Below are 18,709 nucleotides of genomic sequence, written 5' to 3' on the forward strand. Positions count from 1 at the left end.
GAAGGCCTGAGAAAATTATTTTAAAAAGTGCTTGCCAGAGGTTGGGTCGCTCCGTAGAATGCGCGCCACACCGAAGCGAAGGGTGATTAGCTCAGCTGGGAGAGCGTCTGCCTTACAAGCAGAATGTCGGCGGTTCGATCCCGTCATCACCCACCATTCGTTTTCAGTGTTACGCGCAGCGGTAGTTCAGTCGGTTAGAATACCGGCCTGTCACGCCGGGGGTCGCGGGTTCGAGTCCCGTCCGCTGCGCCATATTCGGTAACCTGGAACACTGAACGCCAGGTCACCACGGAAAAGCCCGCTTAGGCGGGCTTTTTTCTGCCTCAGGTTTGACTGTTGTTCCTGTGGGTTGCATCGTTTCACCGGTTTTTAGATTTTTTGAAAAAAAACTTCAAATAAATCAACACTTTATAAAAACCTGTGGCATAATGTGTCCCGCAACGAAGGTAAAGGGTGATTAGCTCAGCTGGGAGAGCGTCTGCCTTACAAGCAGAATGTCGGCGGTTCGATCCCGTCATCACCCACCACTTACTTTCAACGCTACGCGCAGCGGTAGTTCAGTCGGTTAGAATACCGGCCTGTCACGCCGGGGGTCGCGGGTTCGAGTCCCGTCCGCTGCGCCATATTCGGTAACCTGGAACACTGAACGCCAGGTCACCACAGAAAGCCCGCCTTGTGCGGGCTTTTTGCTGTCCGGGATTTGGCTTTCCTCGCTTTCGGTATGAGCGAGCTTGCTCGCGAAGGTCGTGAACGATAACGCGTAAATTCAGATACCCAGCGGCGCCCATGGGTTTTTCGCGAGCAAGCTCGCTCCTACAGTCCGGCATTGCGCCTGTGTCGGTAGTCGCTGACGGCTTCATACACGGCCTTGCGCAGGCGATTGATACCGCCGATGGGGCGGTGTGCTTCTACGCCGAACCAGGGATTGAACGACTGGTTGTCGCATTGCAGGTTCAGCGCCGGTGTATCGAAGTCCTGCGCTGGCACTTTGATTCGCGCCACGGTCTCGAAGGGTGCATCGCTTTCGCGCCACTCAATGCTGGTGTCTTCAATCGGCATGTACTTGTTGGCGTCCTGTCGCTGGATTTGCAAGACAAAACAAGCAGGCACCCGATCGGTCGACAACTGTTGATTCAGCGCATTGCGCAAAAAGTTCGGCAACTTGCGATTTTGTTCCGGCAGGCTGTAGGCCGGGCAACTGTCCGGATCGGGTGAGACCCGGAACTTCGCATTGGCTTCACCGAATTTGTAGGGCGAAACCGAAAAGTATGTCGTCCGGGTTGGGCTTGGCGGGGCAGGGGACAGTGTCGCCAGGGCGATAAACAGGTGGCGAAACTGCCAGGTGCGTGGATCCCGGTCGGGGAAGAAAGCCATTATCTTTTTTCCGTCGGCTTGAGCGGCGACGTTCTGACGGTATTCGGCGACATTGCTCACAAAGAAGTTCGGGTGGCTGAACATCACAAAGTCCTGTTCGCCTCGCCCCTGCCGATCGCTCAACATTTGTTTACCCGGAACATCGAACAGTTTGATCGCCATGCCCCGGGCGTCGCGCATGCTGTCGAACTGCGGGTAGGCATTGCCGTTGGACAGGCGCATCGTCGCTTGCCAGGTTTTGCCCGGCTCGCTGAACACGCCCTGGCGCAGTTCGCCTGGCAGTTCTGGCAGCACCTGAACCTCGGCCTTCACGCAGCCGTGGGCCTTGGCGTGGGCATCGCGCAGGTAGCGGGTGCTTTCGCGGTGCTGATCGACGATGCGCACGGCGGTCTGGATGATGTCCTGGGTCATCGCGGCTTCGTCGTCCGCAATCAACTCCTGCGTCGAGACCGGCCCGCGATGCTGCCAGGCAAACCAGGCGCTGGCCAATGCCCAGCCCAACACGCCGAGACCCAGCAACCACAGCAACAGCTTGGCAAGGAAGGCGCCCAGGCGCAGCCAGAGTGTAATCAGCATGGGAAAGTCCTTTTGACTGAGGCTGTGATCATGGCAATTGCGCCTCCAGCGGGCCGCCCAGCACTTTCAGGTATTCCAGCAGTGCCCAGCGCTCTTGCGGCTGCAACCCGCGACCGATCACGCCATTACCGAGTTTGCCGGCACGGAATTCATGACCGCTGTTGTGGTTGCCGGTGATTTGCGTGTCGAACAGAAATGCGTTGTCGAAGGCTTCGGTGCGATATCCCAGATGCTGTGGGTCGAATTCGAAAGTGCCTTTGTAGAACGTGGTCGCACGCTCATCCTGAGGCGACAGCAATTGATAGATGCTCGGCACCGAACCGTTGTGCAGAAACGGCGCTGTCGCCCATACACCCGCCAATGGCCTGGCCTTGTACGAACGCAATTCGCGCACGCCGATCGGCAGGCCGAAACCGTTCATTTCAGCACGCTCGGCAGGGGTGACATTGGCGTCTTGATACGCACGGTCCTGGACATAGGCGGTGACATAGGCCAGTCCCGTGGCCACGGACATTTTGCTCAGGTCCATTGGCTCGGTGGGTTTTGGCTCCACATCGAGTTTTTCCAGCTCCGCCTGCTTCCATTGCAGCGCAGTCAGGTCGAAGCGGTGGTCGGCGATGTTGTTGGCCGTGCCGGGGTCGGTGCCAATGTACTCCACCGGGATCATTTTCAGGTGCTGAACGTATCGCCCGTCGCCCTGGGTGGTGCGCGGTACGTGACAACCTGCGCAGTTTTCGACGAACAAGGTGCGCCCCTTCGCTGCCAGAGGTTTGTCGACCGCGCCCAACAGATCTTCCGGCCAGGCTGGAGGCTTGAGTCGTTGCAAGGTGTCTTCGATCAGGTGCAGGTCGCGCACACGGACACTGGAGGGATAGCGGGCATCGCCCATCAGTGGCTGGTCGTTCTTGTCGAAGAAGTTCAGCGTGGCGCCGACGCCCAACGCTTCGCCGATGTTGCGCGCCATCGGTTGTTTCGCCGAGCCGTTCCACTGCACCCATTCGAACGTCCACATGTCCCACAACTGCGGATAGTCAACGGGGGCATTGGCCACGCGGTAGTTGTCGGGGGAAATCGCATCACCGAAGCTGGCGTTGGCAATGCGCCCGAAGGCGTCTGTGCGCCCCGGGCCTTCCTCGGTCGGATAGAGCCCGCGATGGGTGTCGTTCCAGGCCACCTTTAGGAACGTATCGAGTGAGGATTTGAATTCTTTGCGCAACTGTTGATGGCGGGCGTCGTAGTCCTGGCCCAGCACGTTGCGTGCGAAACGTTCGAACTTCCACGGGTTGTAGTAAGTCGAGGCCAGGCTGGCCACCAGTGCTTGTCCGAAACTGCCCCCTTTGAGCGTAGGAACACTGGACGGCAGGACGTGCTGCGCCGAGCCGCCGTCGATACGCACGGCTTGACCCTTGAAACGCAGTTCACCGGTGTGGCAGGCCGCGCAGGTGACATCCAGAAACACATCCGGGCTCCCCGTATTCTGGTGCCGGGTAAAGCCTGCCGGGAGGTTGCCGGGGTTATTCGGAGTCGGTTTCTGGCCGGGGTCCACCAGGAAGCCGAAGCGTGCGAGGTACTCGGGGGTGGCGAAGCGTTGCTGCGAGAAGGGCAGTTCGAGGGCGGTGAACCAGTCATAGCGCAAGCCTTTGACCTGAGTGCCCTGGGGTGTGAAGTAATAAGTCTCTCGATCGGTGGCGCTCCATTGCTCCAGGTAATGCACCTGTTGTGGAGGCGACCAGACCGGCAATTTCGGGTAGGCGACGTAGTAAAGAACCACGGCCAGGACCAGCCCGAGCAGTACTGCGATGAGAACCAGTAAGCGAAAGAAGAGGCGCAAGATAAACGTCCTTGTCGAATGATCATGCCGTTATGCCCGAGTACCCAAGGTGCGGCAAGAGGCCATTACACCAGATCTTGTAGGCTCAGGAATCAGTCTGCGTCGGAACAAGATGAAAGAAGCTTCATCAGCCGAATGGTGAATTGCGTTTAAACACCTGAACTTATCAATTGTTTCCGGCTCTCATGCCGGTAGCCATTGGTCGTGGCGGCCTGATAAGCTCGCGGCTTTACTCGATTGCCCTTTAGGCGCATGAACAAGGAAATAGCATGAAACAGCATCGGTTGGCGGCGGCGGTGGCCCTGGTTGGCCTGGTACTCGCGGGTTGTGATTCGCAGACCAGCGTAGAGCTGAAAACTCCGGCGCAAAAAGCTTCCTACGGCATTGGCCTGAACATGGGCAAGAGCCTGGCTCAGGAAGGCATGGATGACCTGGATTCCAAAGCTGTAGCCCAGGGCATCGAAGACGCCGTCGGCAAGAAAGAGCAGAAGCTCAAGGACGAAGAACTGGTTGAGGCGTTCGCCGCGCTGCAAAAGCGTGCCGAAGAACGCATGGCCAAGATGAGCGAAGAGTCGGCCGCTGCCGGCAAGAAATTCCTCGAAGAAAACGCCAAGAAAGCCGGCGTGACCACCACCGCTTCGGGCTTGCAGTACGAAGTCGTGCAGAAAGCCGATGGTCCTCAGCCAAAGCCGACTGACGTAGTGACCGTTCACTACACCGGCAAGCTGACCAATGGCACCGTATTCGACAGTTCCGTCGAGCGCGGCAGCCCGATCGATCTGCCGGTCAGCGGTGTGATCCCGGGTTGGGTCGAAGGCCTGCAACTGATGCACGTTGGCGAGAAGTACAAACTGTACATCCCTGCTGACCTGGCTTACGGCGCTCAAAGCCCGAGCCCGGCGATTCCGGCCAACTCGGTGCTGGTATTCGACCTGGAACTGCTGGCCATCAAGGATCCGGCAAAAGAAGACGACGCAGCCAAGTAATCGGCGCCTGCTTCGATAACAACGCCTCGCTCATGCGGGGCGTTGTTGCATCTGGAGTTTGGCACGGGTAAACAAAACGAACAGACGCTCCAGGTCGGAGTCTCAGGCATAGTAGACGTTGGCGTTAGCCGCACAAGGTCGCCAAGTCAATGAAATTATAGGTTTTTTTGATGGGTAAAAAACGCCCGATCTGAACGCAGGCCTTGTAAAACGGGGCTTACAGCGGTGAAAAGCAGCTCTGTTCACAAGGTTATCCACAATTTGTGTGGATAACATTTTAACGGGAGGAATCATGAAAGCACCCTGGAATTTCGCTCGTTTCCTGCCGCTGGCCGGACGCCTGCTGACACGCGGCCGATTGCCGACCCTGTTGTTCGCAGTCGCCAGCAAGGGCGCGAGCCAGGGCAACCGACTAGGCAAACTCAAGGATGACTTGAAGCTGTTGCAGGCACTCTGCCTGGCCTACTGGCGTGGTGAATATCGCGCCATCAGCCCCAGGGCGCTGGTTTCGGTCGTCGCGGGCCTGATGTACTTCCTCAGCCCGGTGGATGCGATCCCGGATTTCATTCCAGTGTTCGGCATGCTCGATGACATCGCGGTATTGGCGTGGCTTATGAAAGTGCTCGACGACGAACTCAATGCGTTCCGCGCCTGGCGCAAACGGCAGGTACCGGAGAAACTCGCGGTGGTTGAGCGCCTGCCTGATACCTGCGAGCAACTGCAACTTCAAGACCCGAAAAAACACTGAGTCGATTGCGACCTGTTCACAGATTGATGTCCCCCGCGACCTTGGCCGCTGTTAGGATTACACTTCTAGGGAAAAGCGCTGACTCGCTAAGTGTTGTTGTCCTACGGGGTAGTCATGGATATTCAGATAATTACACGCGAAGGCGAGCCCGAATATGCGGTTCTGCCATGGGCTCAGTATCAGGCGTTACTGAAAGCAGCAGGGATCAAGGAGCAAGCGTCGCCTCAAGCCGAGAAGCTTCAGGCGGCAACACCAGACGCGATTCTGCCGGGTCTGGATCAACTACGCAGTTTGCGCGAGGGGAAGGGCATCGCCATCGAGGCGCTGGCCCGCACGGTAGGCATCAGCCCGTATTACCTGGCCATGATCGAAAGTGGCGAGCGTCTGCCCGACGCCGCGATTCGGCGCAGCCTGGCCTGGGAATTGACGGTGCCGGGGTGGAGGGATGAATCGTGAGCGTACGCATCAGTCGTCAACATTGGGACGGATTGCTGGGCGAACTGGATCAGGCGCGCCGACAGCGCCATCTCTTGACGTATCGGGCATTGCTGGAGCGTTTGCAGTTGCCGACCCCGGCCATGCAAACCCTGACAGCGGCCCTTGAGCATCTGGCGGCCCTGGACGCCAGGGCGGAGCAGCCATTGCGCAGTTCACTGGTGATCAGTCAGGGCGCCAGCCGCTTGCCGCGCACCGGATTCTTTGAATGTGTCGAGCGTCTCGGGCGTTTTTCCGGTCCGTCGGACGGCGTTGCCGCCGCGTCCTGGCATGCTTCGGAAGTGGTGCGGGTGTTCGAGTACGAATACCCGGAATCGGCCGAGGCCTGAGTGTTTTTGCGACTCAAGGCGCGGGCCGGTTACTGGCTCGCGCGCCGGTTGTTTCACTGGTCGTGGTTTGTCCGTCAGCCACGTGGCTGGCGCTGGCTCGAAGGTCAGTTCGCACGCATGGCCAACCTGGGCGATGTCGGCGCCCAGAGCTTCTATGGGCACATCCTGACGTTTCGCGGCGTCGGCCTCGGTGCTCGTGAGGAGGGTGTACGTTTGTTGCGTCTGGCGGCGTTGGCGGGCGATGGCAAGGCGGCGTATCAAGTGGGCGTGATCAGCTTGGCCGGCACGGCGAGCAAGGCTCCGGACCCGGTTGAAGCAGTGCGGTTCTGGGAGATTGCAGCGAAGGCCGGGCATCCGTTGGCGGCGATCAAGTTGCAAGAGCTGGCGTCTCGCGAGCCTGACCTATAACCCCAAGGCTGCCGGGTGATAGTTGTGATGTGCTCGACGTGACCGGGCGACGATTGCGGACCAGGCCTTCTTGAAGGACATAGGTGGGGATCAAATCGAGATTCAGGTTGTTTGATCTGGCGTCTTCGCTGGCAAGCCAGCTCCTACAGGGATCTGCGGCGTACACAAATCTTGTGCATGACAAAGAACACTGTGGGAGCGGCGGTGCGACGATTCGACTTGCCCGCGATGGCGTCCTGTCAATCAGCGCTGCCCTGTCAGCCAAACCCTTTCGGGTTCCGGCACCACCAGGCTATCAATCACATGCACGCTATACCCTTGCACATTCTTCGCATGGTGCTTGGCCTGTGATGCCATCTCGGCCAACTGGCTTGCATCGAGTTGTTCACAAGCCTGTGGATGCAGATGCACCACCCCGATCGACAGCGACAACAGCGCAAACTCCTGACGCACGCCCTGGCGGTTCGGTGCGACGAAGCAGCCGGCTTCCAGGTGTTCGCTGCGGTAGAAACGCCGGCACTGGCTCTGGAAGTCGTCGAGCAACTGGTTCAAGCGTTTGCGCCAGTCTTGCGGGCCGAGCACCAGCAGGAAGTCGTCACCACCGATGTGGCCGACAAAGTCGCGGGCAGGGTCGACGCGGTCGTTCAGGCATTGCGCCAGGCACAGCAGGACTTCGTCGCCGCGGCCGTAGCCGTAGATGTCGTTGAAAGGCTTGAAACTGTCGATGTCCACGTAGCAGATCACCGATTCCCGTTGCTGTTGCAGCAGTCGCGTCAGGCATTGCTGGATCGGCACGTTCCCCGGCAGCAAGGTCAGCGGGTTGGCGTAGCGGGCCTGCTGGATCTTCAGTTCCGTAATCAGCTTGAGCACGTCAATCACCCGGCCAAGCCCGAGATAGCCGCCATTGAGCGTGATGATGAAATCTTCTTCGACGCGCTGGCGGGCACGGCTGGTGATCAGGCGGCTGACTTGTTGCAGTGACTGACTCAGCTCGACGGCGAGGAAGTCATCGCTCATCAAGCGGCTGATCGGTTTGCGGGCGAACAGGTCGGTGGCAAAGGGCTTGAGCAGGACGTCGGAGAGCGAATGACGATGGACAATGCCGCAGGGCTGACCCTGTTCATCCAGGACCGCCAGCGAATTCAGGTTGGCCTGGCGGCGAAAGGCTTCGAGCACCGTGGCGGTCGGGGTGTCGCGGTTCACCGCGGGTTGCTCGTTGAGCAGGGCGCTGAGGTCACTGCCGTCTTCGCTCAGTACAACGGCGATGCTGCCCTGTCGGGGCATCATTGCCCGGGCATCCCGCGGTGGGTGTTCCTGGGGGCGGCAGAGCAGGTAGCCCTGCACCAGGTCCACGCCCATTTCAGTCAGCACCGTGAGTTCTTCGGGTAGTTCGATACCTTCGGCGATGACTTGCGCCCGCGAGGCCTTGGCGATTTGCAGGATCGAACCGACGAATTCACGCTTGAGCGCATCCTGATGAATGCCATCAATGAAGTGCCGGTCAATTTTCACGTAGTCCGGCCGCAGTTCAGACCACAACCGCAAACTCGAATAGCCCGCCCCCAGATCATCCAGCGCAATCGAAAACCCCATCGCCCGATAGTGGTGCAGGGCGGTTTGCAGCAGCTGGAAATCATCCGTTGGCGTTTGTTCGGTCAGCTCGATGACCACCTGGCTCGCAGGGATGCCGAAGTCTTGCAACAGTTGCAAGGTGCGCCCCGGTTGATGGGCCGCTTCAAGCAGGGATTCCGGGGATACGTTAAGGAACAACAAGCCAGGCAATTGCTGTTCATTGAAGCGTCGGCAAGCGCTCTCGCGGCAGGCAATTTCCAGCTCGCTCAGACGTCCGGCCTGACGGGCGACGGCGAACAGGGCGACAGGGGAGTGCAGAGGATTGTTGGACGGGCCGCGACTGAGGGCTTCGTAGCCGAGAATTCGCCGTTCAGAGAGGCTGATGATCGGCTGGAACAGGCTGTGCAAACCGCTTTGAGTCAGGATTGAGCTCAATGCACTCAGCTGTTCGGTTGTGGTCATGGCGATCTCTGGCGATAAAAAAAGGACCGGGCGTGCGCTTGGTAAAGAGCATGCCCGGTCCTCTATTTCACGACAGAACGATGACTGTTTGATGACGCTCCGGGGGCGTCAGTATTAAATTGCCATCAGCTGTATGTAAAAACTCAGTGCTTGGCCACTGCCGTGTTGAGTTTCAGGTAATCCAGCAGAATCCGCCCGGTTTCGCTCAGGTAGGCATCGTCTTCCGGTTTGGTGTTGTCAGCTTCGGCCGCAATAACGTCCTCGTCTTCTTTCTTCAGCTCTTTGAGTGGTTCTTCGCCCTTGGCCTTGCGACGGATGTTTTCCATGGTCAGCTGTTTGGCTTCGATGTCGGCGTGCTGGGCACGACGCTCGGCTTCATTGAGGCTGACGGTTTTTTCCAGCATCAGTTTCTGCGCCAGGGCCAGCTTGTCGCGGATGAACACGAACTCTGCATCCTTGGCTGTACGCACGTCATGTTCGGACTTGAGCTGCGAAATGTACGGCTTGAACGGATCCAGCGCAGGCTTGATGGCGGCCTTGATGGTGTCCCACGGCATGGCTTCCGGCAGGGCGCTTTCACCGATTTCCTTGGTGTCGATGATCGACGGGTAATCGATGTCCGGCAAGACGCCCTGATGCTGGGTGCTCTGCCCGGAAACCCGGTAGAACTTGGCCAGGGTCAGTTTCAGTTCGCCATGGTTGAGCGGCTGAATGGTCTGCACGGTGCCTTTGCCGAAGGTCTGGCCACCGATGATCAGTGCGCGGTGGTAGTCCTGCATGGCGCCGGCAAAAATCTCCGATGCCGAGGCGGACAAACGGTTGACCAGCAATGCCATCGGGCCTTTGTAGAATGCGCCCGGGTTTTCATCTTCCAGGACATCGACGCGGCCATCGGCGTTACGCACGAGCACGGTCGGGCCTTTATCGATGAACAGGCTGGTCAGTTCGGTGGCCTCTTGCAAGGAACCGCCGCCGTTGTTACGCAGGTCGATGACCACGCCGTCGACTTTCTCTTTCTGCAACTCGGTCAGCAGTTTCTTGACGTCGCGGGTGGTGCTCTTGTAATCCGGGTCGCCGGCACGGAAGGCCTTGAAGTCCAGGTAGAACGCCGGGATTTCGATAATGCCGAGCTTGTAGTCCTTGCCGTCCTGCTTCAGGTTCAAGACCGATTTCTTCACGGCCTGATCTTCGAGCTTCACCGCTTCACGGGTGATCGGCACGATCTTGGTGGTCTGGTCGTTCGGCGCATTGCTGGCCGGGATGACTTCCAGGCGCACAATGGTGCCTTTCGGACCACGGATCAGCTTGACCACTTCGTCCAGGCGCCAGCCCACCACGTCGACCATTTCCTTGTTGCCCTGGGCCACGCCGATGATCTTGTCGGCCGGTGCAACCTGCTTGGTCTTGTCCGCCGGCCCTGCCGGCACCAGGCGTACGACTTTCACCTGGTCGTTATCGCTCTGCAACACGGCGCCGATGCCTTCGAGGGACAGGCTCATGTTGATGTCGAAGTTCTCCGCGTTATCCGGCGACAGATAGTTGGTGTGCGGGTCGTAGGACATGGCAAAGGTATTGATGTACGCCTGGAAGATGTCTTCCGCGCGGGTCTGGTCCAGGCGTGCCAACTGGTTCTTGTAGCGCTTGGTCAGGGTTTCCTGGATCTGCTTGGGCTCTTTGCCGGCGATCTTCATCCGCAGCACTTCATCCTTGACGCGTTTGCGCCACAGGTCGTCGAGTTCTGCGGTGGATTTGAGCCAAGGGGCGTCCTTGCGGTCGATCAGCAAGGTTTCCTTGGTGGTGAAGTCGATCTTGTCGACGCCTTTGCCCAGCTCGGCAAGGGCGAAGTCCAGACGCGCCTTTACGCGGTCCAGGTAGCGCTTGTAGATGGTGAACCCGGCGTTCAGGTCGCCACTCTTGAGGAAGTCGTCGAACTGCGTCTTCCACTTGTCGAATTCGGCAATGTCGCTGGCCATGAAGTAGCTGCGCGACGGATCCAGCAGCTTGAGGTAGCTGTCGTAGATGATCACCGAGCGCGCGTCATCAAGTGGTGGCTTGCTGTAGTGGTGGCGTTTGAGCAACTCCACGACGTTCAGACTGGCGATCACTTCGTCACGATCGGGTTGAAGCTTGTCCCAGCTATTGGCTGCGAATGTATTGCTCGACATCGGCAGCAAGCCGATACCGATGAATAAGGCGAGGGCACTGCTGGGGAACAGATGCTTCATGCTGATTCGACGCGGGGACAATTGATAACGCATATTAGGCCGTCTTTGAAGTCGCCGGCTCTTTGGGAGCCGGTCGCATAATGCAAAAAGCCCGGCGCTATAGCTTCGGGCTCAGTCCAGACTCACTATGGAGGCACTGTGAAAGCATTGCAAGGCGTTGACGGTCAAGTGGTATGGGTTGATGAGCCGAGTCCTGCATGTGATGTAGGACAAGTTCGTATTCGAGTGTCGGCAGCGGGCCTCAATCGCGCCGATTTATTACAGAAAGCCGGGCTTTATCCGCCGCCGCCAGGGGCCAGCCAAGTGCTTGGTCTAGAGTGCTCGGGCGTGATCAGCGAGGTGGGCGCCGGGACCTCCTGGAAGATTGGTGATCGGGTTTGCGCCTTGCTGGCCGGGGGCGGCATGGCCGAAGAAGTGGTTGTCGACGGGCGGCACGTGCTGCCGGTTCCCGATGGAGTGTCACTGGTCGAAGCGGCAGCACTCCCTGAAGTCTATGCAACGGTCTGGCTGAATTTGTTTCAACTGGCTGCGCTCAAGCCGGGTCAGAAAGTTCTGCTGCACGCCGGAGCAAGTGGAATTGGTTCAGCGGCTATTCAGCTGTGCAAGGCCTTTGGTAACCCGTGTTGGGTCAGCGTCGGCTCCGCCGAGCGACTGGCGTACTGCGAAGCGCTGGGCGCCCAGGGCGGCGTGGTGCGCAATGGCGATCTGGAGAGTTTGCGGGATCTGGGGCCGTTCGACGTGATTCTCGACCCGGTGGGCGGTAATTACGCGGCATTGAACCTCAAGCTGCTCGCGCAGGATGGCCGTTGGGTGTTGATCGGCCTGATGGGCGGCCGCGAGGCCAAGCTGGATCTGGCCCAGGTGCTGGCCAAGCGTGTGCAGTTGCTGGGCTCGACCCTGCGCAGCCGTGATGAGCAATTCAAGGCCGATCTGTTCAGTGATCTACGCCTGCACGTGTGGCCGTTGTTCGCCGAGGGGCGCTTGAGCCCGCAACTGGCCAAAGCTTTTCCGATCAAGGATGCCGAGGCGGCGTTTACCGAGTTGGCGAGCAATACCGTGGCGGGGAAGGTGGTGTTGGTGATTGACGAGAGCCTGAGCTGACAACGAGAAACCTGTGGGAGCGAGCTTGCTCGCGATTAGCGGAGTGTCAGTCGGTATTAATGTAACTGACTCGCCGCCATCGCGAGCAAGCTCGCTCCCACAGGGGATCCGGGTTATTTCCAGTCGTGGATCGGCCAGCCCGCCTTTTCAGCCAGCTCGCGCAGCACCGGATCCGGATTGACCACGTGGGGGAAATCCACCTTCAGCAACAACGGCAGGTCGTTGCGTGAGTCGGAATAGAAGCTCGCGCCTTCGAGGTTTTCCTCCTCTGCATCCAGCCATTCCAGCAAGCGGGTGATCTTGCCTTCGCGGTAGGTCAGGGTGCCAACGGTGTGACCGGTGTAAACGCCGTGGGCCACTTCCAGTTCGATGCCCAGGATCTCGTCGATGCCCAGGCGTTCGGCGATGGGGCCGACCAGGTGGGTGCCCGAGGCCGAAATCACCAGAATCCGGTCGCCGGCCTTGCGGTGGGCGGCGATGGCTTTGGTGGCATCGCTGAAGATGATCGGTTCGATGAAGTCTTCCACCCATGGACCAACCAGATGCTCGACCTCTTGCGGCGTGCGGCCGATCATCGGCTCCAGGCTGAAGGTCATGTAATCCTCCATGCGCAATTTGCCGTGGCTGTAGGCATCCATCAGCTCGTTGTTCTGCCGCATGAACGATTCGGGATCGACCCAGCCCAGGCGGCCCATCTGTTCGCTCCAAAGGGTGGCGCAGTCGCCGTGGATCAGGGTTTCGTCCAGATCAAAAATTGCCAGGGCCATCAGTGCAGTTCTCTCTTCAGCGTCAGCAAAGTCATCAGGCTACCTCACACAGGGCCGTCGGATCGATTGAAAGCGCCAGACGTTGACCGTCGGGATGCAGGTCGGCCGCCGAGCGGTTGAGAACGTCCACAACCAACTCCACGCCCCGGGCTTCGATCCGGTAGCGAATCACGTTGCCCAGCAGGCTGTGGCTACGCACCTGCGCGTCCAGTTCGCCATTGAGGCTCAGTTCGATGGCTTCCGGGCGGATGGCAATGCGCTTGCTGATCGGTCGCTGCAACAGCTTCGAAGCGCTGTCGGCATCCAGCAGGTTGTAGTTGCCGATAAACCCGGCGGCGAACACATCCACCGGGGCGGTGTAGAGGGTTTCGGCGTCGCCGCTTTGTACGATTTTTCCCTGATTCATCAGGAAAATCCGGTCAGACATGGTCAGGGCTTCTTCCTGATCGTGTGTGACGAAAATCGTGGTCAAACCCAGCTCGCGCTGGATCTGACGGATCTGTTCGCGCAGGTGCTTGCGAATCCGCGCGTCCAGGGCCGACAACGGTTCGTCGAGCAGCAACAGGCGCGGGCGGGTCACCAACGAGCGGGCGAGGGCCACGCGCTGGCATTGGCCGCCGGACAATTGATGCGGATAACGCGAGGTGAAGTCGTTCAGCTCCACCAGTTTCAACACTTCGGCGACGCGCTTCTGACTGTCGTCGGCGTTGACCTTCTGCATACGCAGGCCGAAGGCAACGTTTTGTTCCACGCTCATGTTGGGGAACAGCGCATAGCTCTGGAACACCATGCCGATCCCGCGTTTTTGCGGGCTCAGAGGCACGATGTCCTGATTGTCCAGGAGGATCTTGCCACCATCCACCGAGGTCAGGCCGGCGATGCAGCGCAGCAGGGTGGATTTGCCGCAGCCGGATGGGCCGAGCAGGGTGACGAATTCGCCTTTGCGGATTTCGCAATTGATGTCGCTGAACACTGTGGTGCCGGCGTAGCTTTTCTGAAGATGTTGGACGCTGACATAGCTCATTCGCTTTTGTCCTTGTTCAAGGTATTGGCGATCCAGGTCAGAACCAGCACAAAGAAGAAGTAGGAAATCACCAGCGCACTGGTGAAATGACCGCTGCTGTTGCGCATGTTGTTGAGGTAGACCTGCAGGGTTTCGTAGCGGGTGCCCACGAGGATGTTGGCGAACACGAACTCACCGAACAGGAACGAGAACGACAGCAGCAGTGCCACCATCAGGCCCTTGCGCAGGTTCGGCAGCACCACCAGGAAAGCCGCCTGGAAGGTGCTGGCGCCGAGCAATTGGGCGGCGTCCATCAGGTCGCGCAGGTTGATCGCTTGCAGGTTGTTGGTGATCGCCCGGTACATGAACGGCAGCGCCACGGTGAAGTAGCAACCGATCAGGATCCACGGCGTCCCGACCATGGCGAACGGTCCGGAGCCGTAGAGCTGTAACAGCCCCACCGACGACACCACCGGCGGCACGGCGAAGGGCAGCAGGATCAGGATGTTCATCAGCGCGTCGAGTTTCGGGAAGTGGTAATGCACCACGAACAGCAGCGGCAGAATCAGCACCACGGAAAGGATCAACGAACCGACGCAGACCAGCAACGATTGCCCGAACGCATCCAGGAAGCGTGGATCGCTCCACAGCTGGATGTACCATTTGAGGGTGAAACCGCTGGGCAGTATGGTCGCCGACCAACTGCTGGCGATCGAGTAGATCAGCGTGCCGGCCAGCGGCAACAGCAGGATGGCAAACAGCAAGTACACCACGATGCGGTGGTAGACACCGACAGGCCCCAGTTCAGCGCGAGACATGGTAACTCCTCTTCAACAGCAACTGATGCACGATGGTCACCAGGGTCATCAAGGCCACCAGCACCACGGCCAGGGCGCTGGCCAGGTTCGGGTCCAGGGAAATGTCGCCGGACACCATCGCCGCGATGCGGATCGGCAGCACGTTGAAGTTGCCGGTGGTCAGTGCGTACACCGTGGCATAGGCGCCGAGGGCGTTGGCCAGCAGGATCACGAAGGTGCCGAGCAGCGCCGGTGTCAGCACCGGCAGACCGATGTGCCGCCAGAACTGCCAGCCACTGGCGCCGAGCAGCGCGGCGGACTCGCGCCAGTCTTCGCGCAAGGCATCGAAGGCCGGGTACAGCAGCAGTACGCCGAGAGGGATCTGGAAGTAGGTGTAGAGGATGATCAGCCCGGTTTTCGAGTACAGGTTGAAGTCCTGAATGATGCCGGCCTGCTTGAGCATGATGGTGAAGCTGCCGTTGAAGCCGAGCAAAATGATGAACGCAAAGGCCAGGGGCACACCGGCGAAGTTGCTGGTCATGTTGGCGAAGGCGTTGACGAAGTTGCGCAGTTTCGAATCGACCCGGCGCAGGGAGTAGGCGCCCAGTATGGCGATGATGATCCCGAACACGCTGGACCAGAAGCTGATCTCAAGGCTGTACTGGATGGCCTGCAGGTAGAACTTCGAGCTGAAGATCTTGCTGAAGTTGGCCAGGCCCCAGCCGAATTCTTCCGATTGCAGGCTGTTGATCATTACCCAGGTCAGCGGTGCGATCTCGAATACGATGAAGAACAGCGTGAACGGGAGCAGGCACAGGGCAGCGAGCCATTTACTGCGGGTCATGGAGTTCACTTCAACAGCTCCCGGCAGACCGGTTTGTCGTGGGGCACGCCCAGCAATTCGCAGACGGTGCCGCAGATCTCGGTCTGTTTCGGCGCGGCGTCGGCGTTGAAGCTGAATGAATCACCGAGAACGAACAGCGGCACCTCACGCTCTTCCGGCAGCAGGCCGTTGTGGGAGCGGTCGTTGTTCATGCCGTGGTCGGCGGTGACCAGCACCTGATAGCCGGCATCGAGCCAGCCTTGCAGGTAGTCGGCCAGGATGATGTCGGCCGAGCGGGCGCTGTTGCGGTACTGCGGGGTGTCGAGGCCGTGCTTGTGCCCGGCGTCGTCGATGTTCATCGGGTGGATCAACAGGAAGTTCGGCGTATGGCGCAGGCGCAGGCTTTCAGCGTCGGCGAACAGGTGCGAATCCGGGTAGTGATCGTTCCAGTAGAAATGCCCATGCTGGATCGGCAGTTGCGGATCATCGGTGTGACGATCCCGGGCCGCCACGAAGGGCGAACGGTTGTACAGCTCGCTGACCCAGTGATAAGCCGCAGCGGCAGTCACAAGACCGGCGTCGGTGGCGTAGTGATAGATGCTGCGCTGGTTGGACAGGCGCGAGACGTTGTTGTGGACGATGCCGCTGTCGATGGGCGCAACGCCGGTCAGGATGCATTCGTACAGCGGGCGGGACAGGGCCGGCAACTCGCACTCCAGTTTGTAGAGTGCGGCGCGTCCGGCGCCGACGTAAGCCTGCAGGTGCCCCATGGCGTGGCGGGCGACCTCATGGTTGAGGCCGTCGAGCACGACAAGGATGACGTTGTGCTTCATAGCGGAAAAAACTCCGTGTAACAGGAATCAGAAGTTTCGAATTCAACTCAATCCCTTGTGGGAGCGAGCCTGCTCGCGATAGCGGTCTGACATTCAACATTTCCTTCGAATGTTAAGCCGTCATCGCGAGCAGGCTCGCTCCCACAGGGATTTACGACATCACTTCATTTCGACGATGACTTCTTCATTCCACATCTGCGGAAGGGCCTTGGAGGTCTTTTCCCAGGCGTCTGCGTCCTTGATCGGCGTGACCTTCTTGTACTGCTCGTTAGGCAGCAGCTTGGCCTGCACCTCGGCTGGCAGTGTGATGTGCTCGGCACGGATCGGACGGGCGTTGCCCTTGGCCAGGTTGATCTGGCCGGCGTCGCTGAAGATGTATTCGCGGGTCAGCTTGGCGGCGTTCGGGTTTTTCGCGTATTTGTTGATGATGGTGGTGTAGCCGGAAATCACCGAACCGTCGGACGGGATCAGCACCACGTAATCATCCGGGTTGGCCATCTTGGCCTTGTAGCTCAGGCCGTTGAAGTCCCAGACCACGCCGACTTCGATTTCGCCTTTTTCCATGGCACCAATGACCGGGTTGGACATCGACAGGCGACCCTGCCTGGCGATGTCGGCGAACAGATCCAGGGCAGGCTTGAGGTTTTTCTCGTCGCCACCGTTGGCCAGTGCCGCGGCGAGTACGCCGTTGGCGGCCTGGGCTGCGGTGCTCACGTCGCCGATAGAGACTTTGTATTTGCCACCCTTGAGGTCAGCCCACTTGGTCGGCACTTCGGAACCGTGCAGCAACTTCTTGTTGACGATGAACGCGATGGTGCCGGTGTAGGCCAGTGCCCAGTTGCCGTCCTTGTCCTTGGCCCAGGCTGGCACCTGATCCCAGGTGGAGGGCTTGTAAGGCTGGACCACGCCTTGCTTGACCGCGATCGGCCCGAATGCTGCACCGACGTCGCCGATGTCGGCGCTGGCGTTGTCTTTTTCCGCGGCGAACTTGGCGATCTCCTGGGCCGAGCTCATGTCGGTGTCGATGTGCTTGAGGCCGTATTTGTCGCTCAGGTCTTTCCAGGTGCCGGCCCAGTTGGCCCAGTCATTGGGCATGCCGACGCTGTTGACGGCGCCTTCCGCTTTCGCAGCGGCTTCCAGGGTTTTCAGGTCGGTGTCGGCCGCCATGGCGGCGGTGCACATTGCAATGGTCGAGCCTAACAGTGATGCCAGGAAAAACTGTTTCATTCCGAAGCTCCTTGGGTCGTGTTCAACGCTGCGATTGCGGTATGTGTTGGTCTAGGTCAGCAATACCTGAGCCAATTTAAGGGGGCTGGATGACACTTTGATGTCGTTCGTCGCCCGGGATGACTTTTTGTTCGGCGGTATCGCGGGTGGCCTGCTAAGCGTAGACCATGGTCAAAGCCCAGGCTGGCAAGGGACTTGGCCGATGAATTGCAGGTTCTTGAAAGCCGGGAGTGGCGACCGTTGGGCGCCTTTGTCACACCTCGGTCATCTGCACTGCCTACGCTTGCAGCTATTGAATGAGCCGGTTTGCGCTGCTGTTCTGCCCTGAATTGGTGCTGGTCTAGTCCAGAAAGGAAACGTTGATGCGTGAAGAGGCAACAAAAGCGGTAACAGCCATTGGCCAGGTACTCCAGGAACAGATCGACCACGGTCTGTTGGCTCCTGGCAGCAAATTGCCGGCCGAACGCAAGCTCAGTGAACTGTTCGGCACCACGCGGATCACTTTGCGTGAGGCGTTGTTGCAGTTGGAATCACAAGGGCAGATTTACCGCGAGGAGCGGCGCGGCTGGTTCGTCTCGCCGCCGCGCCTGGCGTACAACCTCATGCAGCGCAGCCACTTTCACGCGATGGTCAGCGCTCAGGGGCGGATCCCGTCCACCGAGGTGATTTCAGCGCGATTGCAACCGGCATCGGCGGCGGTCTGTGCCTGGCTGCAATTGCCGGCGCTGTCGAGCGTGATCCAGATCTGCCGCTCGCGACGGATCGACGGGCGACTGGTGCTGTATGTGGAGCACTATCTGAACCCGCAGTACTTTCCCGGGATCCTCGATTTCGATTTGAATCAGTCGATCACCGAGCTGTATGCGCGGCATTACGATTTGCACTACGGACGGGTGCGCTTCGAGATTGTGCCCACGGCGTTGTCGGTGGATGCGGCGGCGGCTTTGAAAGTGTCGGTGGGCAGCCCGGGCCTGCGGATTGCCCGGGTCAACTATGACCAGCATGAACGGTTGATCGACTGCGACCTGGAGTTCTGGCGGCATGATGCGATTCATGTCGGGGTGGATGTCGTCTGAAACTGCTGTTGTAGGAGCTGGCTTGCCAGCGATGACGGCTTAACGTCCAACGAAGATGTTGAATGTTATGGCCTCA

17 protein-coding genes and 4 tRNA genes are annotated in these 18,709 nt (G+C 59.3%); 11 read left to right on the plus strand and 10 right to left on the minus strand.

What is annotated here, in order from left to right:
• Window positions 1-80 precede the first annotated feature (80 nt).
• The 4 genes from ACM6IK_RS06795 (at window position 81) to ACM6IK_RS06810 (ending at window position 623) form a co-directional block, all read left to right on the plus strand.
• A tRNA-Val gene (locus ACM6IK_RS06795) sits at window positions 81-156 on the plus strand.
• Window positions 157-175: 19 nt separating this feature from the next.
• Window positions 176-252 (plus strand) — tRNA-Asp (locus ACM6IK_RS06800).
• Window positions 253-451: 199 nt separating this feature from the next.
• A tRNA-Val gene (locus ACM6IK_RS06805) sits at window positions 452-527 on the plus strand.
• Between the two features lie 19 nt (window positions 528-546).
• A tRNA-Asp gene (locus ACM6IK_RS06810) sits at window positions 547-623 on the plus strand.
• Between the two features lie 190 nt (window positions 624-813).
• Here the strand turns inward: ACM6IK_RS06810 and ACM6IK_RS06815 are convergent.
• Together ACM6IK_RS06815 and ACM6IK_RS06820 are read right to left on the minus strand one after the other, a co-directional pair.
• Complete coding sequence (locus tag ACM6IK_RS06815) at window positions 814-1,950, minus strand: catalase family protein (RefSeq protein ID WP_414873678.1); 1,137 nt, start codon at window positions 1,948-1,950, stop codon at window positions 814-816.
• A gap of 28 nt (window positions 1,951-1,978) precedes the next feature.
• The gene (locus ACM6IK_RS06820; RefSeq protein ID WP_414873679.1) at window positions 1,979-3,781 is read right to left on the minus strand and encodes a di-heme-cytochrome C peroxidase; all 1,803 of its coding nucleotides are present in this window, start codon (window positions 3,779-3,781) and stop codon (window positions 1,979-1,981) included.
• Between the two features lie 269 nt (window positions 3,782-4,050).
• Between ACM6IK_RS06820 and ACM6IK_RS06825 the strand changes: the two genes are divergently transcribed.
• From ACM6IK_RS06825 to ACM6IK_RS06845, 5 genes are all read left to right on the plus strand, one after another.
• Window positions 4,051-4,767, plus strand: coding sequence for an FKBP-type peptidyl-prolyl cis-trans isomerase (locus tag ACM6IK_RS06825; protein ID WP_218431282.1), 717 nt, complete (start codon window positions 4,051-4,053; stop codon window positions 4,765-4,767).
• A 292-nt stretch (window positions 4,768-5,059) separates the two neighbouring features.
• On the plus strand, window positions 5,060-5,515 hold the full coding sequence (locus tag ACM6IK_RS06830) for a YkvA family protein (RefSeq protein WP_414873680.1): 456 nt from the start codon (window positions 5,060-5,062) through the stop codon (window positions 5,513-5,515).
• A gap of 114 nt (window positions 5,516-5,629) precedes the next feature.
• Window positions 5,630-5,971, plus strand: coding sequence for a helix-turn-helix domain-containing protein (locus ACM6IK_RS06835; protein ID WP_414873681.1), 342 nt, complete (start codon window positions 5,630-5,632; stop codon window positions 5,969-5,971).
• Window positions 5,968-6,339: a hypothetical protein gene (locus ACM6IK_RS06840; protein WP_007898892.1), complete on the plus strand. Its 372-nt coding sequence runs from the start codon at window positions 5,968-5,970 to the stop codon at window positions 6,337-6,339. The genes ACM6IK_RS06835 and ACM6IK_RS06840 overlap by 4 nt, the downstream gene beginning before the upstream one ends.
• Window positions 6,340-6,747: a sel1 repeat family protein gene (locus ACM6IK_RS06845; RefSeq protein ID WP_414873682.1), complete on the plus strand. Its 408-nt coding sequence runs from the start codon at window positions 6,340-6,342 to the stop codon at window positions 6,745-6,747.
• A gap of 243 nt (window positions 6,748-6,990) precedes the next feature.
• Here ACM6IK_RS06845 and ACM6IK_RS06850 read toward each other — a convergent pair whose 3' ends face one another.
• Complete coding sequence (locus tag ACM6IK_RS06850) at window positions 6,991-8,781, minus strand: bifunctional diguanylate cyclase/phosphodiesterase (protein WP_414873683.1); 1,791 nt, start codon at window positions 8,779-8,781, stop codon at window positions 6,991-6,993.
• A 143-nt stretch (window positions 8,782-8,924) separates the two neighbouring features.
• The gene (locus ACM6IK_RS06855; RefSeq protein ID WP_414873684.1) at window positions 8,925-11,006 is read right to left on the minus strand and encodes a carboxy terminal-processing peptidase; all 2,082 of its coding nucleotides are present in this window, start codon (window positions 11,004-11,006) and stop codon (window positions 8,925-8,927) included.
• A gap of 138 nt (window positions 11,007-11,144) precedes the next feature.
• Here ACM6IK_RS06855 and ACM6IK_RS06860 point away from each other — a divergent pair, with 138 nt between their 5' ends.
• On the plus strand, window positions 11,145-12,107 hold the full coding sequence (locus tag ACM6IK_RS06860; RefSeq protein ID WP_414873685.1) for an NAD(P)H-quinone oxidoreductase: 963 nt from the start codon (window positions 11,145-11,147) through the stop codon (window positions 12,105-12,107).
• 113 nt (window positions 12,108-12,220) lie between these two features.
• Here the strand turns inward: ACM6IK_RS06860 and ACM6IK_RS06865 are convergent, their stop codons facing one another.
• The 6 genes from ACM6IK_RS06865 to ACM6IK_RS06890 all read right to left on the minus strand — a co-directional run bounded on the left by ACM6IK_RS06865 (window position 12,221) and on the right by ACM6IK_RS06890 (window position 17,557).
• Complete coding sequence (locus tag ACM6IK_RS06865; RefSeq protein ID WP_414873686.1) at window positions 12,221-12,874, minus strand: HAD family hydrolase; 654 nt, start codon at window positions 12,872-12,874, stop codon at window positions 12,221-12,223.
• Window positions 12,875-12,908: 34 nt separating this feature from the next.
• The gene (locus ACM6IK_RS06870) at window positions 12,909-13,898 is read right to left on the minus strand and encodes an ABC transporter ATP-binding protein (RefSeq protein WP_414873687.1); all 990 of its coding nucleotides are present in this window, start codon (window positions 13,896-13,898) and stop codon (window positions 12,909-12,911) included.
• The gene (locus tag ACM6IK_RS06875) at window positions 13,895-14,695 is read right to left on the minus strand and encodes an ABC transporter permease (protein WP_414873688.1); all 801 of its coding nucleotides are present in this window, start codon (window positions 14,693-14,695) and stop codon (window positions 13,895-13,897) included. Before ACM6IK_RS06875 ends, ACM6IK_RS06870 begins: the two co-directional genes overlap by 4 nt.
• Window positions 14,682-15,518 carry an ABC transporter permease gene (locus tag ACM6IK_RS06880; RefSeq protein ID WP_414873689.1) on the minus strand — a complete coding sequence of 279 codons (837 nt, stop codon included), beginning with the start codon at window positions 15,516-15,518 and terminating at the stop codon, window positions 14,682-14,684. The genes ACM6IK_RS06875 and ACM6IK_RS06880 overlap by 14 nt, the downstream gene beginning before the upstream one ends.
• A 5-nt stretch (window positions 15,519-15,523) precedes the next feature.
• Window positions 15,524-16,330, minus strand: coding sequence for an alkaline phosphatase family protein (locus ACM6IK_RS06885; RefSeq protein ID WP_414873690.1), 807 nt, complete (start codon window positions 16,328-16,330; stop codon window positions 15,524-15,526).
• A gap of 159 nt (window positions 16,331-16,489) precedes the next feature.
• Window positions 16,490-17,557, minus strand: coding sequence for an ABC transporter substrate-binding protein (locus ACM6IK_RS06890; protein WP_414873691.1), 1,068 nt, complete (start codon window positions 17,555-17,557; stop codon window positions 16,490-16,492).
• Between the two features lie 362 nt (window positions 17,558-17,919).
• On the opposite strand from ACM6IK_RS06890, the gene ACM6IK_RS06895 reads away from it, so the two are divergent.
• Entirely contained in the window at window positions 17,920-18,633 is a 714-nt protein-coding gene (locus tag ACM6IK_RS06895) for a UTRA domain-containing protein (protein WP_108218996.1), read from the plus strand.
• The last annotated feature ends 76 nt before the right edge of the window (window positions 18,634-18,709 follow it).

The organism is Pseudomonas sp. IT-196MI5 (genome assembly GCF_949767415.1).
GTDB lineage: Bacteria > Pseudomonadota > Gammaproteobacteria > Pseudomonadales > Pseudomonadaceae > Aquipseudomonas.